Origin of the sequence: Leptolyngbya sp. GB1-A1, from assembly GCF_039962475.1 — a bacterium.
Lineage (GTDB): Bacteria > Cyanobacteriota > Cyanobacteriia > Elainellales > Elainellaceae > Leptolyngbya_A.
This window is the reverse complement of record NZ_JAMPLI010000036.1, coordinates 1-15,743: the sequence shown is the minus strand read 5'-3', so window position 1 is coordinate 15,743 and position 15,743 is coordinate 1. Positions and strand designations below refer to the sequence as shown.

Here is a 15,743-nt window from a genome sequence, read left to right as displayed (position 1 = left end):
GAGGACTTTGGAGGAGTTTCGGAGGGGCTAAAACGTCTCAACCTTCAGCCAGGGTTGTCACGATAAAACCAAGGCTCATTCAGGTTCAATTGTCTCCTTTTAGCTTCACGGCTACGATAAGAAACAGTGTCAGGAGTTGAACGGGTATGTGGATTGCTGCGATCGTCTGCTTTTTTGTTGCCTTTGTGCTGGCAAGCCTGGTTGAATACTGGGTTCATCGCAAAATGCACGTTGCCCCGGAATCTACGCTGGGGGCGCGACATCTGGATCACCATAAGAAGAATGACGGACAGGGCGTGTTCTGGGAATTTCTGGACTATCTGAAGGGCAGCTTTTTTCTGATGCTGCCGATGTTCCTGGTGTCCTGGCAGATGGGGTTGGGCTGGACGCTGGGTGGCGTTGCGTTTGCGGTCTTTTCTGCATACGCGCATCAGCTTCAGCACGAAGACCCAACCAAGTGCTTCTGGATGAAAATGCCTGTTCACTATGTGCATCACAAGTACGGCATGTGGCATCACAACTTTGGACTGGCAGTAGACTGGTGGGACCACGTTTTCGGCACGTACAAAGCTGTTAATTGGCTGGACGAACAAGAATTAAGCCGCCCGACGCGAAGCCATCTGGAATTACGCTGGTGGTAGAATGCCGCGAAGCTGTTCGCCCCGTCGGAAAAATCAAAAAAATTGCAAAATTTAGGCTAAAAACTCAGGTGCAGGATTCGAGAGAGAGTTCAAGCTGCATGATCGATTAAGACAGCCTTCCAGCTTCTTGGATCGCTGTCTAATTTTTTATCAGCGACGATCGTCTGGCTGAGATTTGTGCTGAAAGAATTCTGCGGTAGATTGATGATTGGAAGGGAGTGTTTTGGGTTTGGCGATCGTGCCTAACCATTAGAAGCTTAGCAATTAGGAATTTAACCCATTCAATGATTAATCAAAATATTAAGATCATCCAGCTCACTGGAATTCTGGATGGAACGCAAGCAGATCAGCTCCGGAACGAAGTAAGCCAATGCCTGACTACAGGAGCAAGGTGCGTTTTGATCGATTTTCAAGATGTGACATTTATGGATAGTTCTGGTTTAGCAGCTTTGATTACAGCAGTTCGCTTAATTCACGATCAGGGCAAAAAACTTTATCTTTGCTCGGTCAATCAGCAGGTCAAGATGCTGCTCGAACTCACAAGCATGGATCGAATTTTTCGCATCTTTGCAGATCAGGAAGAGTTTTTGACTCAGGCTAAAGATGAGCCTTCCAGCTAAAAATATTAGCTAAAATCACTGTCTGAAATTACTAGCTAAAATCAGCTCGGACAAGCGCGAGATCATCGCTTAAAGAACGCCCCTGAAACTGCTTAAATAGGCGATTGAGAACCTGCTCCAAATTGGTTTGCTGTCCAGCATCAATTAATAGCTGAATAAAGCTTTCCAGCCCCCACTGATTACTGGCGTGCTGCACCTCATAGGCTCCATCGCTGTAGAGATAAAGGACGCTATTCGCAGGAATTGTTGTGACCTTGCAGTTGACTTGAAATTGCTCAATCATACCGATCGGAAAATTAGGTGTTCGCAACAGTTGAGTCATGGTAGACAGGGCATCACTCGTGAGCAATACGGCAGGTGGATGTCCAGCACTGGCATAAGTGAGCTGTCGAGAACTGGGCTGATAAACGCCGTACCAGATCGTGAAAAATTTCTGGTTCTGGCTATGCATTTGAAACGCCTGATTTAGAGCAGTCAAAACGGCTTCGGGATGACGAAAATCGACTTCGGGTAGAGACTGCGATCGCAGCAAGTTGAGCAGAATCACCGATGGCAAAGCCGCCCCCAGCCCGTGTCCCGACACATCGAGCAAATACAGCACCAGATGGTTGTCATCCAGCCAGAAGTAATCAAAGCAATCGCCACCAAGCTGACTGGAAGGAATAAATCGAGCGTCAATAGAGACTTTGCCCTGCACCGGAGCAGGTAGGAGCGATCGAACATAGGCAGCCGCTTCGCTCAGCTCATCTTCAAGGCGCTGTTTTTGGGTTTGTAAATCCTGATTGAGCTGATACAGCCGCAGCCCAGCCCCAACCCTTGCTTTTAGCTCACCAAAATCAACTGGCTTTGACAGAAAATCGTCCGCTCCATTATTCAATCCCTGAATTCGATCTTCGATCGCCATTCTTGAGGTAAAAAGAATAAAAAAAGTTGTTGTTAAACGAGGTTCTGCCTTGATTTGACGGCAAACTTCTAGACCGTCCATCGCTGGCATATTCCAGTCGCAAATAATCAGGGCAGGCTGAAACTGTTTTGCCTGTTCGATGCCTTCCTGGCCATTGGCGGCAGTCATCACCTCATGCCCATCATGCTGTAGCAGTTTTTTGACGGTCAAACAGATTAACGGATCGTCATCAATTACCAGAATCTTAAACATGAATTCGGAAACGAAAGAGAGTATAAATCTGTTTAACTTAGTGCATTTTTAAACTGAGCTAGATACTCCTGAATATGATTCAGCGAAGATTCAATTTCGGCTAACAAAGACTCGATCGATTTAAACTGCTGTTGGCCAGCCTGTTGCTCTAGTTCTGCCGCAGCCGATTGGATTGATTTTGCTCCAATATTAGCACTCGACCCGTTCAAATGATGAGCGGCTTGCTCTGCCAGACGATAGTTTTGCCGATCGATCGCCTGCCGCAAAATTGTTAAATGGTCGTGACTGTCCTTCAGAAAAACGTGCAGCAACTCAAGCTCAAACTCTGGAGAGTTATCAGAGAGCTGATGCAGGTAGTGTAGGTCAAGATATGCCTCCAGCGACAGGGAAACTGCCTTTTGATCCGTTTGAGGAACTTCTGTGGATGGGTTAGAGCTTGGTTGCTCTGGCAATTTAAGTTGTTGCATCCATTGTTTCAGAACAGCTTCCAGCATCACACGTTGAATTGGCTTCTGAAGATAGTCATTCATGCCTGCGGCGATCGCCCGTTCCTGGTCACGCGGCAAATTGCTGGCAGTCATGGCGATGATGATTGCTGGCTGAGAATGGGTTAACGCTGTACCACCCGATAATGGGGGACTGGATAAAGCAATCTGCTCGTGCTGCCGGATGGCGATCGTCGCTTCAAATCCATCCATACCGGGCAGTTGACAGTCCATCAAAATCATGTCGTATTGCTTCTGGGCAGTTTTCTGAACCGCAGAGCGACCGTCTGCCGCAATTTCGACTATATAGCCCAATGATCTTAGCTGTTGGCTGATAATTTTTTGATTTGTAAGATTGTCTTCTACCAGCAAAATCAATTGGGATGACACTTCTAATGAACTCCGGGATTGGAGAATTTGTGAGATTAATTTCTGAGATGGAAGCGTTGAGGGTTCGCTTTGCTTTTCCTCGTTTTGCTCTGTTTGAATAATCTAACTAATCTTCCAGGAACCAGGCAGCCAACAGCAACCCGATCGCCACACTAAACCAGAACGGTAAACGCAGCGAAAACAGAAATTCCACTGGGAAATAGACTGCTTTTTCAGTAAAGAAAACAGTGAGAATCAGCACCATTCCTAACAGAACAATTGGCATTACGGCTACCCCTCGTATTCAGTATCGATCGCAATCTCCAGCGTGTCTTCGTCGATCGTGATATACAAGATGTTCGGACGACAGCATACCTGACAATCCTCCACGTAGGACTGAGTAGACCCCGCACTGAAATCGATAAACGTCAGGCTTGGTTCTCCACAATAGGCACAGACATATTCTGCGGTGTTTTGCATTCGTTTTTCTCCTGATCATCTTGCTTTTTAAGTGCCTGAATCCGCTGCAAGCTGCCGCCCGCCAGTAGAGTTTGCTGAGGATTTACAAATCCTGCCGCTTCAAGTTCGCTAACCAGGTTTGTTTTTAGAAGCTCCCACGCCGTTTCAGTTTCAAACAGCCAGAAAAAGCCATAAAGCCCCGGCGTAAAAATCGGATTGGTCGGCTGATGAAAATCAATCAGGGTAAACACGCCGCCCGGCTTGAGAACGCGATGTACTTCTCGCAAAATCTGGCGGAGCTGATCAAGCTTCATTTCGTGCAGGGCTGCGCTGGTATGCACCAGGTCAAACTGTTCCGCCTCAAACGGCATCGCTTCTGCCCAGCCTTCGACAAACGCTGCTTCGGGTACATTTTTCTGCGATCGCTGAATCGACAGAGGTGAAGCATCCAGCCCGACCACAGGGTTCGATGCGAAGCCCTTGCCCGATTGGGCTAATCGCTGCACGAGGTACCGAGTTGCCTGCCCGCTGCCACAACACAAATCGAGAATCTGCATTTCTGGATCGATCGACAGTCCTTCCAATGCCAACTGCCGAAACCGTGCCTCTCCGCCCACCGTTAAAGCCGCCAGACGACTGATGCCATCGTATAGCCACTGATAGCGATAGCTCAAATCTCGAAGAATCGTAGCCATAGAGTCATCCGTAGGGAATTTGGAATTGCAGAACCTGGAACAGCGCGTTGGTTTGGAGGTTCTATCTGTAGTCTTGACTCAGTCTTTGAGAGATTAAGTCACTGCTTGGCTCAGTCACTGCTTGATTAAGTCATTGAGAGATTAGCGTTTATACTCCTCCTCTCAATCTTGACACCAGGAGCAAGCGTCAGTACAACAAACCGATTGTCCCGTATAGACTCCCAATTCATTTCCAATCCCCAATTCCGAACCACAGATCATTCACCGCTCCCTTCCCATTCCAAATTCTGAACCCGAATTACAGATTACGAATAATTCGCCGCTCTAGGGCAGCCTGAACCGCTTGCTGCTGATCTCGTCGGGTGATCCAGCGATGATACGTGCGGTTATGGATCGCGACAGAGTGCCCCATCATGCGGGCAGCCACTGTATCAGGAATCCCGAAATGAATCGTGCGAACTGCCCAAGCGTGGCGCAAATCGTAGGGCGAAAAGGGAATTTGATAGCGGCGAAACTGCGTGGCAACCTGCTGTCCGATGCGTTGAAGCGTGGTTTGATGCAGATCTAGATTGAGGGGCGGCAGCCGGACTTCGCGGAGATTAAAGCGATCGACCCATTCTGGGTAAAAGGGCCACACTTCATGGCTTCCGGTTTTGGTGGTGGGCAAAACTTCGATCGCGGCTTCGGCTTTGCCCTGGATCAGTGCACTGTAGTTGCAAAAGAAAACCTCGTGATTTCGCAGCCCATAGGTCGCCATAATGCCATAGACAAATTGCCAGGTCGGGCTGGGAATCGTATCGAAAATCGCAACAATCTCTTCGTCTGACGGCAAGCGGCGCATCTGGGTTTTGCTGGGGCTATAGGTTCCCCACAGAGTTTTGAGGTCGATCGGCAGTTCCAAATGCAGAAATTGCGCCAGCGCGTTCAGAGCAGTACAGCAAACTTGCCGACTCCGGGCATTGGCGGGAATAGCTTGAATCGTGCTGTAAATTGCTTCGGTCAGGGTGAAATTGGGATGCGATCGAGTGGTGGCTTCCAGCTTTCGCAGATAGGGCGCGTAGGTTTTTTCCCAGGTGGTGCGGGTTGCGCCTGGATTGCTATCTTTTGCCAGATGCTCTAGAAAGTGCCGCTCGAATGCCTTCAGCTTTTCTGCCAGATCCATTTGATGCAGCCGCTTTCCTCCGACGACCGGTAAATGTTGCCGCCAGTCAAAGGTATTCTGGATAAGCTGTGCTGCAATGACTTTCACCTGCTGTTCTGCCTGCTTCAATCCACTGGGCGTTGCCGGGAGATCGAGCGGAACTCTCTGCTGATGCGCCCGCAGGCGATCGCTTCCCGGACGGGGGGGCAGGGTTCCTCGCAGACAAAGCTTACTGCCGCGCCGCTCAATCTGAAGTCCCATACGAGCAGCCTTCAGGCGTTGATTTGCCTGCTCGATGCGGGGATCGATCGAACTATCGGTGTCCTTCGATGACGAATCTGACATCTTTTGTTAGGTTGCAGATAGACCGTGACTCATTTTTAATAAAAGGAAAGCTTACAATACACTGGTTAAGTAGAATAAGGGCATAGCAAGGTGATGGCTTGCAGAGCCGATTGGGCGAGTAGTGAGGCAACGCTGGCGATTCTATTCAAGCAAAATCTCGATCGGAATTGAGCAGAGCGGCACAAATTAGAAAAGATTATTGTTAAAATCAGTAACAAATATTAAGGGAAGGACGAGTGGCAGTTATGGGTCGTGTTGGCGTTCTACTACTCAATCTGGGCGGACCGGATCAGCTAGAGGATGTCCGGCCCTTTCTGTTTAACTTGTTTTCTGACCCAGAAATCATCCGTCTACCCTTTCCCTGGCTGCAAAAGCCGCTGGCGTGGCTGATTTCCTCGAGTCGTGCGAATAAATCGCAAGAAAACTACAAGCAAATCGGGGGTGGCTCTCCGCTGCGCCGCATTACCGAAGAACAGGCAGACGCACTGCGCAATGCCCTGAAAGAGAAAGGGGAAGACGCTCAGATTTACATCGGAATGCGCTACTGGCATCCCTTCACCGAAGAAGCCGTGGCTCGAATTAAGCGCGATGGTATCGATCGCCTCGTGATTCTGCCTCTGTATCCGCAGTTTTCGATCAGCACGAGCGGATCAAGCTTCCGCCTGCTAGAGCAGCTCTGGCAAGAAGACCCTGCGCTGCACGGGATCGATTACACAGTGATTGCGTCCTGGTATAAGCGATCGGGCTACCTGAAAGCAATGGCAGACCTGATCGCTAAAGAGCTAGACCAGCTTGAAAACCCGGATCAGGCCCATATTTTCTTCAGTGCCCACGGGGTTCCGGTGAGCTATGTGGAAGAGGCAGGCGATCCCTACCAGCAGGAAATCGAAGAATGCGTTGAGCTAATTATGCGAACGCTGAATCACCCGAATCCCCATACGCTGGCGTATCAGAGCCGGGTGGGTCCGGTGGAATGGCTGAAGCCCTATACCGAAGAGGCGATCGGAGATCTGGCAAAGCAGGGCGTTGAGGATTTGCTGGTTGTACCCATCAGCTTTGTCTCAGAACACATTGAAACTCTGCAAGAAATCGACATTGAATATCGCGAAGTCGCTGAGGAAGCTGGAATCGAGCACTTCCATCGCGTGCCTGCCCTCAATACCCATCCCGTCTTTATTGACGACTTGGCAGATCTGGTGATTTCTGCGATGAATTCACCCAGTCTAAAGCTGGCAGAAGTCACCCAGATGAAGAAAAGGGTGAAGATGTACCCGCAGGAACGCTGGGAATGGGGCATGACCACCACCGCAGAAGTCTGGAACGGACGAATTGCCATGCTGGGCTTTTTGGCACTGCTGATCGAGCTAATTAGCGGTCACGGTCCACTGCACTTTGTGGGGTTGCTGTAAGGAATTATTTGCTGTTAGGGATTGTTTAAAGAGTCTCCAATGTCTCTTAAACGGAGCTGCGGGCGAAACGATCGGATGAGTGAGGGATATCGGTTGAAGTCCGATCGCGCCTGAGGAAATCGGAAATAGCTCATCGCCAATCCAGATCATCGCCAACCCCTCTCCTTATCCCCTTACCTTCTTACTCCTCTAGCCCGGCAACAGCGGCAGCAGCAGCGTTACAAAGTAATAGACCAGCGGTGCGGTAAAAACATAGCTATCGGCACGATCGAGAATTCCGCCATGTCCGGGAATAAGCTGCCCTGAATCTTTGACGCCCGCGTCGCGTTTCATCATTGATTCGGTTAAGTCACCAAGCAAGCTGGCGATGCCGATCATTAATCCTAATGCCATGCCGCTGAGGGGTGAACCTGCCCAGCCGAGATACCATGCGCCGATCGTCGCAACGGCCACACTTGCCAGCACTCCGAACACTGCCCCTTCAACCGTCTTTTTGGGGCTGATGTCGGTGAGGCGGGTTTTACCGAAGGTTTTGCCAAACACGTACGCGCCAATATCGGCTGCCCAGATGCAGAGAAAGGTGAGCAGCGTGGCGGTGAGCCCAACGGGGAGGTCTTGCAGGTGGGGCAGAGGAAAGGGAGGCCAGTAGCCGCTCAAGGGTAAGTTGCTGACTTCTGCACTGCCCAGTGCCCGCAATCGCACCCAATAGCTAGGCAGGTAGCCGCCATAGAACAAGCCTAGAATCGAAGCGGAAATATCAGCGATCGTGGCAAATTTGGGCTGAAACAGTAAATAGAAGCAGATAAACGTTCCAGCAACAGGCATCACGGCATCAGCAAGCGGCGAGGAAAGGGTGGCAGTTACCAGCAGAATTTGACTGACGACGAGCGTAGTTTTTGCGGCAGGCGCAATGCCTTTGGCGCGGGTTAGCTCAAAATACTCTAGCTGCCCCAAATAGACGATAATGCCGAAGCCAAGGGTAAAGTACCAGCCTCCCAGCAGCGTCATCCCCAACGCCAGGACGATCGCCACAATTGCACTGAGAATACGCGGTAGCGGTATGGGCATAGTTTGACTCAAGACTTAGTTGCCTGAATGGTGGCCTGAATGTTGGCTGAATATTGCCTGAATGTGGCCTGAACAGTGAAGAGATAGCTTGACGAATGACGGCATAAAGTTCAGTTTCAGCACTACTCTGCCACAGATTTCAGTTCTACAGGAGAATTGACCGAACCGAGAACAAAATTGAACACCGTAGCATCCTTCCCACACCTGCTATCCACAAAAACGCAGCTAAACGCGATCGATTCAGGCTGAGAAGAGATTTGAGCAAAGGGAATTTGAGCCTGATCGGGCGAGGTCCAGCCGCAATTCCTCTTAGTCTACCTTTTCACCGCTCAGCACAAAAATGGGATCGACGGCGGCAAAGAGCTGATGGTTTCCGCGTGTTTCGAGCCGATTGACCGCCGATTGCACCACTTCAATATTGCGGGCACGCAGTTCTGCTAATCCTTCAGAAATGGCATACAGGCTTTCAAAATTGTTTGCCGTTGCCACGATGCGACCCTGAGGCAAAAGCCGCTGCCACACTGCCTGCAAAATGGTTTTAATCGGACGCCCCCCCTCTAGACACACGCAGTCAGGCGCGTCACTTAAGTTCTGCAAGCAGTCGGGCGCACTGCCTTCGATCACTTCCACATTGCTAACGCCAAAGCGATCGCAGTTTCGCCGAATCAGGCTTGCCACTTCCTCATCTCGCTCGATCGCCACAATGCGCCCCTGTGGGCAGAGCAGCCCTGCCTCAACCGGAATCGTTCCCGTACCCGCACCAATATCCCACAGGATTGAATTTGCCTTGAGCCGCAGCGAAGAAATTAGCAGCACCCGCACTTCCCGTTTGGTGAGCGGAATACCGGGCAGTTGCTCGAAGAGGGCATCGGGAATACCGGGAGTCACATAAGACCAGAGCGGAGAAGGCATGGGCAAAGGAAGGGGGAGATAGAGGGATCAGGGGGTGGGGGAGTAGAGGAGTAAAGGAGGGGGTAGTTTGCCATTTGATCTGGCGATCGAATCCCGTGACCTTTTGGGATCGGGTTTTTAATCAGCGTTGATGGCTGTTTGGCACAACTCCCTTTGTTGTATGACTTGTTGCATTACTGCTGTTAATGCATCACGACTCGAATCGTTTTCAGGGTTAAGTCGGCGCAGCCTGTGATCATCCCACCTGCTTTCAGGATTTGCTGAAGCCGATCGATCGCTTCGAGGGTCACGACTTCTCCTGGCAATAGTAGCGGAATTCCGGGGGGATAGGGGCAGACCAGCTCTGCGCTCACACGATCGATCGCCTTTGCCACAGGCAGGGTTTGGCTGGGCGCAAAAAAAGCAGCTCGGGGCGACATTGGAGCGATTATCTCTTCGGGAAACTGCGAAGCATCCAGCATCGGCAGAGGAGCATCGGGCAAAAGCAAGGGAGATGCAGGCGGCATGCTGTAATCGTGGCTGAGACGCTGAAAGGCATGGACAAGGCGATCAGCATCCTCGATCAGATTGCCAAAGGTGAGGATAAAAGTGAGGGTGGTCATTCCCGGCAGCTCGGCAGTCACGCCAAACGCTTGATGCAAAATTTCGTCGGCGGCAAATCCGCTGAAGCCTAAGCCTGAAACCTCGATCGTTAAACGAGTCGGGTCAAGGGCAGGAAAACCCAGCCGTGCAACGGATTCAGGAGCCAGGAGGCGAATATCGGGAATCGAGGAAATCTGGGAACGCACTCTCTCGGCAAGGGCGATCGTTTCACTCAGCAACGCTTTTCCCTGGGTTGCCATTTGCTGACGGGCGGCATCGAGCGAAGCCAGCAGCAGATAGTTTGGACTGGTGGACTGTACAAGCTGGAGGGCACGCCGAAGCCGATCGCGATCGATCCGGTTTCCCTGAACGTGCAGCATTGCCGCCTGGGTCAGAGCAGAAAGGGTTTTGTGGGTAGACTGAACCGCCAGATCGGCTCCTGCTTGCAGGGCAGACATCGGCAAATCCGGGTGAAAGCTAAAATGCGCTCCGTGCGCTTCATCCACCAGCAAAGGCAAATTGTGGGCGTGAGCGATGCGGGCGATCGATTCCAGATCAGCACAAACCCCGTAGTAGGTGGGCGAAACGATCAGCACGGCTTTCGCATCCGGGTTGCGATCGATGGCGGCTTGAACGGCTGCCGGAGTCACCGCATGAGCAATGCCCCAGGCTGGGTCAGCAACAGGCTCAATCCATCCCGGTGTGGCTCCCGACAGAATCAGGGCTGCGATCGCTGACTGATGGGCATTACGGGGCAAGATAAGACGATCGCCGGGTTGACAAGTTGCCAGCACTGCCGCTTCGATGCCGCAGGTCGAGCCGTTTGCCAAGAAATAGGTTGCCTCCGCTCTAAATGCCTCTGCTGCCAGGCGTTGCGCTGCTTCGATCACGCCTTCGGGCGCAAACAAATTATCGAGTTCGGGCAGTTCGGGCAAGTCTGCCTGCAACATTGCGAAGCCGACTCGCTGGGAAAATTTGTGCGGTGAGCCCTGTCCCTGTTTGTGTCCGGGGGTATGAAACACGGCTCGATCGCGCAGGGCGGCAGCGTTGAGGGCATCGAGTAACGGGGTTTGAGCTTGATCGGACATGGGGCAGGCAAACTACAGAAGAGAATGAGCAATTTCTCTACTGTAAAGGTCTACTGGTGGATAAGGTCTACTAAAGAGGCGAGGCTGCCATCTGCATAAAAATGGTTTGCGCGTCTCGTTCGTCTTGCTTTGATCGCGACTGACGCTGCACATATTGCCCGTTCGGTTGTAGCTCCCAAGCGTGGCGATTGTCCGAGAGCAGAATGCCCAAAATCTCCTGAAGATCTTTGACGAGGAGCGGATCATCGATCGGGGTCATTGCTTCGATACGGTGATCGAGGTTGCGGGGCATCCAGTCCGCACTGCCGATGTAAACTTCTTCCTGTCCGCCATTGTGGAAATAGACAATGCGCGAGTGTTCCAAATAGCGACCGATAATGCTGATTACCCGAATTCGATCGCTCATGCCGGGCAAACCCGGACAAAGGCAACACATGCCGCGTACAATCAGGTCGATTTGAACTCCGGCTTGCGAAGCTTCGTACAGGGCAGCGATAATTTGCGGGTCGACCAGGGCATTCATCTTGGCAACGATGCGTCCCGACCCGCCCTGCTGACAGTGCTGCATTTCTCGCCGAATTAGGGCAATTAGCCGATCGCGCAAATTCACCGGAGCCATCAACAGCCTGCGATAGGTTTGCTGACGCGAATAGCCGGTCAGGTAGTTAAACAAGTCGGTCAAATCTGCGCCCAGGTCTTCTCGGCTGCTCAGCAGTCCCAGATCGGCATAAAAGCGAGCGGTCTGGTGATTATAATCGCCTGTGCCAATGTGAACATAGCGACGAATGTGCTCCGCTTCTTGCCGCACGACCAGGATAATTTTCGTGTGAGTTTTTAAGCCAAGCAAGCCATACACCACATGAACGCCTGCTTTTTCCAGCTTACGTGCCCAGGTAATGTTTTTTTCTTCATCAAACCGGGCTTTTAGCTCAATCAGCACCGCAACCTGCTTGCCCTTTTCTGCCGCCATGATCAGGGCGTTGACGATCGGCGAATCGTCTGTGGTGCGATACAGCGTCATCTTGATTGCCAGCACTTCAGGATCGTTTGCCGCCTGGGTGATGAACTGCTGCACTGATGCGCTAAACGAGTGATAGGGATGATGCAGCAAAATATCTCGCTGTCGCAAAATCGAGAAAATGTCTTGCCCTTCTTTGCTTGCTTTTGATCGCTCAGTCCCATGCCGCAGCACAGGCGGAATCGTCGGACTCCAGGCAGGTTCTTTTAGCTCAGGCAGAGCCAGCGTGGTCAGGCTCATTACATCCCGCAAACAAAGCAAGCCCTCCAGTTCGTAAACATCCAGGTCGGTCAGCTCCAGTTCTTCCATCAGCATTTGCTTCAGGCGTTGCAAGGCAGCTCCCGCGACAGAACGATCGGGGGAGTAATTGGGCGCACTGGCTTCGATTTCCAGGCGAACCACCCGACCGCCAATCCGCCGCTTGCGAAGCTCTTCTTCGATCGCCTCCAGCAAATCATCGGCTTGATCTTCTTCGAGTTCTAGATCCGAATCCCGCGTCACACAAAACAAATGAGCTGCCACGATTTCCATTCCCGGAAACAGTGCCCTGAGATTGTGAGCGATCACCTGCTCGACCGGAACCCCTGCCCAAGTTGGCGGATTCGCATCCCACAGTTCAGACGGCAAGAGGATAAAACGCGGCAGCCCATCGGGCACTTTAACTCGCGCAAAACGCTCTGTTTTAGTTTCGCTATCCTGCACAATCACGCCCAGATTAAGGGTGAGATTTGAGATGTAGGGAAAGGGATGGCCTGGATCGACGGCCAGCGGCGTGAGCACGGGAAAAATGCGATTGTCGAAATATTGCTCTAGATAGCTTTGCTGTGCCAGGGTCAGATCCTGATAGTCCAGCAAATAAATTCCTTGCGCGAAAAGCTGGGGACGTAAGACCTGCTGAAAATGCTGCTGCTGCTGGACCACCATCGGACGGAGCCGCTGAGCGATTAATTGCATCTGTTCTTGCGGGGTGCAGCCATCGGGCGATCGCCTCATCACCCCGGCTTCGATCTGCTGTTTGAGTGCCGCCATCCGCACCATAAAAAATTCGTCGAGGTTTGAGCAGCAGACTGCCATAAACTTAACTCGCTCTAGCAAGGGCGTACGCGGATCGATCGCCTCGTGCAGCACGCGATTGTGAAACTCTAGCCAGCTCAATTCCTGGCTGAGATAGTGCTGCGGTTCAATTGCAATTCCTTCGTTAGCGGAAACGGCAGCACTTACCTCTGGGGCAACAGCCTCTGGGGAGGGACTGGTTTGCACCGGAGCAGTCGCAGAAGAAAGTCGGGATGCAGCTTTTTTCGATCGCGGCATAATTCGGATGAAGTCGGGATGGGGAGAGAAGTCGGGATGGGGAGAGAAGTCGGGATGGAGAGAAGAGTTTGTCCCCAACTAATTTTGCGGGGTAGTACGAATAGATTGCCCGCGCTCTGGGCAAGACGTTCACACAACAACCCTATAAGGATTACCAGAATTAACGGCGGGTTGAATCGTTAAAGCTACTCAATTTGAGCTGCGAATAAACTCCAAACGCTGGTTAAATCTCGCAGCTGGAAGAGCCGATCGAGCACTAATCAGACTATAAACAAATAGGGGCAAGGATACCTTACCCCCAAAGTTCTGTTTTTCTAAATGCAGTGCTCTTAGAGCTAATCAATCTTAGAGCTGATCAAGCTGTCGCTTCAGGTCTTCTAGCTCTGCGTCAACCGCCGGGTCCTGGGGAGCAGCCGGAGCTGAGGCAGGCGCCGTCGTTTGCGTACCCGGTAACTGTGCTTGGCTGGGGGTGGAACCTGTGAGAAGCTGAGACTTGAGCGCGGCTAGCTCATCGTCCACGTCGCTGCCCGATTCAAGCTGGGCAAACTGGCTTTCCAAATCGGCTCCTGCCAGTTCTGCCGCTGCCTGCGATCGCGCTTCCATTTGCAGCACTTTGTCTTCCATCCGCTCAAAGGCAGACATTGCGCTGCCGGTTCCCAAAGCACCCACGGTTTTCTGAAGCTGCTCGTTTGCCTTGGCTGCACTGGCTCTGGCTTTGAGCATATCTTTCTTGGTTTTTGCCTCAGAAATTTTGCCTTCCAGGGCGATCAGGTTACGCTTCAGCGTGTCCACCGTGCCCGCCTGCTGATCGAGCTGGTTCTTGAGGGCAGTCCCGGTTTCAACGTTGGTTTTTCTGCGACTTAGTGCTTCCCGTGCTAGGTTTTCGTCGCCTTTTTCCAAGGCAAGTTTTGCCCGTCGCTGCCAGTTGTCTGCTTCAGAGTTTGCCTGGTTCATTTGCTGCTGGGTGCGCTTCTGGCTGGCGATTGCCGTAGCCACTGCCTGACGCAACTGCACCAGGTCCTCCTGCATATCAATAATTGCCTGATCGAGAATCTTCTCTGGATCTTCAGCCGAACTGACGGCAGCGTTTAAGTTTGCCCGAACAACGCGGCTCACACGGTCAAATAGTCCCATGACTCTCTTTCCTCTTCGGATACGAAAATTCGGTTTTAAAAAAGCAACTCCTGCGGGTTATCCTAACCGTGATCCAGGTTTTGCCCCTGAGCAACCCTATCGCCACACTCAGCAGAGAGAAGCCCTATTTGTATTGTACGCAGGGAAACCCAGCCCGTGAAAAATCCTTGCACTTCCCTTCATTCCACTTTAGAAAAGACGATCTTGCCCAGCGGCGCAGTCTTTGACTCCACAGGTGACTATCGCTATTTACTCTGGCGCACCTGGCAAATTGATGCCCCCCGCCTCACCTTTGTCATGCTCAACCCCAGCACTGCGGATGCCGATCGCAACGATCCCACCATTCGCCGCTGCCTTCAGTTTGCTCAAACCTGGGGCTACGGTTCACTGAAGGTCGTCAATCTCTTCGGCTTCAAAGCCACCCATCCTACGGTTTTGCAGCAGGCATCTGATCCGATCGGCGCAGAAAACGATCGCCATCTCCTGACCGCAGTTCAAGAAAGCGATCGAGTAATGATTGCCTGGGGCAACTGGGGGACATTGGCAGGACGCGATCGAAGGGTGCTGGAGCTGATTGGAAATTATGGTGTGTATTGTTTGGGGGTAAATCGATCGGGTCAGCCGAAGCACCCGCTGTATTTGTCGGGAAAGACGTTGCCAATTCTGTATGAATGCTCAGATCTCGTAGGATACCGTTAGGCGAAAGCCGTAACGCATTATTTCCTAGACTCTAGAATCCATGCCTTGCGCTATGCTAATACATCCTTGTACGGCTGCTCGCCAGCAACATCAAATGGGCAATCTAGGGCGTACTGCTACTGCTGTAGAGCATGGACTCATACTCTGATTCTGAGCGTAGACCACTTTTAATTCCTCGCTCTGAACGACGCAGATTTGTAATTGGCTTTACCTGCTTGACCGCAGTAGGGTTTGCAGCAGGCTGGGCAGCCAGTGAAATTGTTGGTCGAGTAATCGATTCAGTCGTATTCAACGACTCCGTAGAACGTTTTCTGCGAAGCTTCCTGCCGATAAAGCCTCTATTTCAACTGCTGCTTAAAAGAGTATATGACCACAGAAATACTTATGACGGACTTGTAGAGACGCAGACGCACTATCTACTGAAAGAGATCCCTTCAAGAACAGCTTTTGGGGCAATTTTGGGAGCAGCACAGTGGGTTGAACTTCGCAAGTATAGCCCTACGCAACAGAGATAGGACAGTAACATAGAGGCTAGAAGAGAGTTGGGAAATGCTCATGTCCGCCCCCTACAGCTACGACCTCCGCACTAAAGCAATCGAGGCAGTCAAACG

General features: G+C 51.6%; 16 protein-coding genes. 4 read left to right on the top strand and 12 right to left on the bottom strand.

What is annotated here, in order from left to right:
* Positions 1–146 precede the first annotated feature (146 nt).
* Both NDI45_RS23215 and NDI45_RS23210 read left to right on the top strand, forming a co-directional pair.
* Complete coding sequence (locus NDI45_RS23215; protein WP_190789783.1) at positions 147–641, top strand: sterol desaturase family protein; 495 nt, start codon at positions 147–149, stop codon at positions 639–641.
* Between the two features lie 284 nt (positions 642–925).
* A complete protein-coding gene (locus tag NDI45_RS23210; RefSeq protein ID WP_199296298.1) occupies positions 926–1,261 on the top strand; it encodes an STAS domain-containing protein in 336 nt (111 codons plus the stop codon).
* Positions 1,262–1,292: 31 nt separating this feature from the next.
* On the opposite strand, the gene NDI45_RS23205 is transcribed toward NDI45_RS23210, so the two are convergent.
* The 6 genes from NDI45_RS23205 to NDI45_RS23180 form a co-directional block, all read right to left on the bottom strand.
* Positions 1,293–2,417 (bottom strand): SpoIIE family protein phosphatase, encoded by a 1,125-nt coding sequence (locus NDI45_RS23205; RefSeq protein WP_348249063.1) that lies wholly within the window; start codon positions 2,415–2,417, stop codon positions 1,293–1,295.
* Positions 2,418–2,449: 32 nt separating this feature from the next.
* Entirely contained in the window at positions 2,450–3,292 is an 843-nt protein-coding gene (locus NDI45_RS23200) for a response regulator (RefSeq protein ID WP_348249061.1), read from the bottom strand.
* Positions 3,293–3,398: 106 nt separating this feature from the next.
* Positions 3,399–3,557 (bottom strand): hypothetical protein, encoded by a 159-nt coding sequence (locus NDI45_RS23195; RefSeq protein WP_190792649.1) that lies wholly within the window; start codon positions 3,555–3,557, stop codon positions 3,399–3,401.
* A gap of 5 nt (positions 3,558–3,562) precedes the next feature.
* Positions 3,563–3,751, bottom strand: coding sequence for a CPXCG motif-containing cysteine-rich protein (locus NDI45_RS23190; RefSeq protein ID WP_190792650.1), 189 nt, complete (start codon positions 3,749–3,751; stop codon positions 3,563–3,565).
* Positions 3,700–4,425: a class I SAM-dependent methyltransferase gene (locus NDI45_RS23185; RefSeq protein ID WP_348249058.1), complete on the bottom strand. Its 726-nt coding sequence runs from the start codon at positions 4,423–4,425 to the stop codon at positions 3,700–3,702. Before NDI45_RS23185 ends, NDI45_RS23190 begins: the two co-directional genes overlap by 52 nt.
* A 298-nt stretch (positions 4,426–4,723) precedes the next feature.
* Positions 4,724–5,911, bottom strand: a complete 1,188-nt coding sequence (locus tag NDI45_RS23180) for a site-specific integrase (RefSeq protein WP_348249056.1) — start codon at positions 5,909–5,911, stop codon at positions 4,724–4,726.
* A 245-nt stretch (positions 5,912–6,156) separates the two neighbouring features.
* Here NDI45_RS23180 and hemH point away from each other — a divergent pair, with 245 nt between their 5' ends.
* Entirely contained in the window at positions 6,157–7,320 is a 1,164-nt protein-coding gene (hemH, locus tag NDI45_RS23175; protein WP_348249093.1) for a ferrochelatase, read from the top strand.
* A 189-nt stretch (positions 7,321–7,509) separates the two neighbouring features.
* Here hemH and NDI45_RS23170 read toward each other — a convergent pair whose 3' ends face one another.
* The 5 genes from NDI45_RS23170 to NDI45_RS23150 all read right to left on the bottom strand — a co-directional run bounded on the left by NDI45_RS23170 (position 7,510) and on the right by NDI45_RS23150 (position 14,433).
* Positions 7,510–8,382 (bottom strand): phosphatidate cytidylyltransferase, encoded by an 873-nt coding sequence (locus tag NDI45_RS23170; RefSeq protein ID WP_190792657.1) that lies wholly within the window; start codon positions 8,380–8,382, stop codon positions 7,510–7,512.
* 315 nt (positions 8,383–8,697) lie between these two features.
* On the bottom strand, positions 8,698–9,300 hold the full coding sequence (gene cbiT, locus NDI45_RS23165) for a precorrin-6Y C5,15-methyltransferase subunit CbiT (protein WP_190792654.1): 603 nt from the start codon (positions 9,298–9,300) through the stop codon (positions 8,698–8,700).
* Positions 9,301–9,482: 182 nt separating this feature from the next.
* Complete coding sequence (locus NDI45_RS23160) at positions 9,483–10,970, bottom strand: aminotransferase class I/II-fold pyridoxal phosphate-dependent enzyme (protein WP_348249054.1); 1,488 nt, start codon at positions 10,968–10,970, stop codon at positions 9,483–9,485.
* A 70-nt stretch (positions 10,971–11,040) separates the two neighbouring features.
* Positions 11,041–13,377 carry a polyphosphate kinase 1 gene (gene ppk1 / locus NDI45_RS23155; protein ID WP_348249052.1) on the bottom strand — a complete coding sequence of 779 codons (2,337 nt, stop codon included), beginning with the start codon at positions 13,375–13,377 and terminating at the stop codon, positions 11,041–11,043.
* Positions 13,378–13,644: 267 nt separating this feature from the next.
* A complete protein-coding gene (locus NDI45_RS23150) occupies positions 13,645–14,433 on the bottom strand; it encodes a PspA/IM30 family protein (RefSeq protein WP_190791125.1) in 789 nt (262 codons plus the stop codon).
* A gap of 156 nt (positions 14,434–14,589) precedes the next feature.
* Between NDI45_RS23150 and NDI45_RS23145 the strand changes: the two genes are divergently transcribed.
* Positions 14,590–15,132: a DUF1643 domain-containing protein gene (locus NDI45_RS23145; RefSeq protein WP_348249050.1), complete on the top strand. Its 543-nt coding sequence runs from the start codon at positions 14,590–14,592 to the stop codon at positions 15,130–15,132.
* A 103-nt stretch (positions 15,133–15,235) separates the two neighbouring features.
* Here NDI45_RS23145 and NDI45_RS23140 read toward each other — a convergent pair whose 3' ends face one another.
* Positions 15,236–15,424, bottom strand: coding sequence for a hypothetical protein (locus NDI45_RS23140; RefSeq protein WP_348249048.1), 189 nt, complete (start codon positions 15,422–15,424; stop codon positions 15,236–15,238).
* Between the last annotated feature and the right edge of the window lie 319 nt (positions 15,425–15,743).

Bases quoted from the DNA above. Each gene is read 5' to 3' on its own strand.
- NDI45_RS23150 (WP_190791125.1), bottom strand. From the start codon at position 14,433: ATGGGACTATTTGACCGTGTGAGCCGCGTTGTTCGGGCAAACTTAAAC.
- cbiT (WP_190792654.1), bottom strand. From the start codon at position 9,300: ATGCCTTCTCCGCTCTGGTCTTATGTGACTCCCGGTATTCCCGATGCC.
- NDI45_RS23205 (WP_348249063.1), bottom strand. From the start codon at position 2,417: ATGTTTAAGATTCTGGTAATTGATGACGATCCGTTAATCTGTTTGACC.
- hemH (WP_348249093.1), top strand. From the start codon at position 6,157: ATGGGTCGTGTTGGCGTTCTACTACTCAATCTGGGCGGACCGGATCAG.
- NDI45_RS23185 (WP_348249058.1), bottom strand. From the start codon at position 4,425: ATGGCTACGATTCTTCGAGATTTGAGCTATCGCTATCAGTGGCTATAC.
- NDI45_RS23160 (WP_348249054.1), bottom strand. From the start codon at position 10,970: ATGTCCGATCAAGCTCAAACCCCGTTACTCGATGCCCTCAACGCTGCC.
- NDI45_RS23215 (WP_190789783.1), top strand. From the start codon at position 147: ATGTGGATTGCTGCGATCGTCTGCTTTTTTGTTGCCTTTGTGCTGGCA.
- NDI45_RS23180 (WP_348249056.1), bottom strand. From the start codon at position 5,911: ATGTCAGATTCGTCATCGAAGGACACCGATAGTTCGATCGATCCCCGC.
- NDI45_RS23190 (WP_190792650.1), bottom strand. From the start codon at position 3,751: ATGCAAAACACCGCAGAATATGTCTGTGCCTATTGTGGAGAACCAAGC.
- NDI45_RS23210 (WP_199296298.1), top strand. From the start codon at position 926: ATGATTAATCAAAATATTAAGATCATCCAGCTCACTGGAATTCTGGAT.
- NDI45_RS23195 (WP_190792649.1), bottom strand. From the start codon at position 3,557: ATGCCAATTGTTCTGTTAGGAATGGTGCTGATTCTCACTGTTTTCTTT.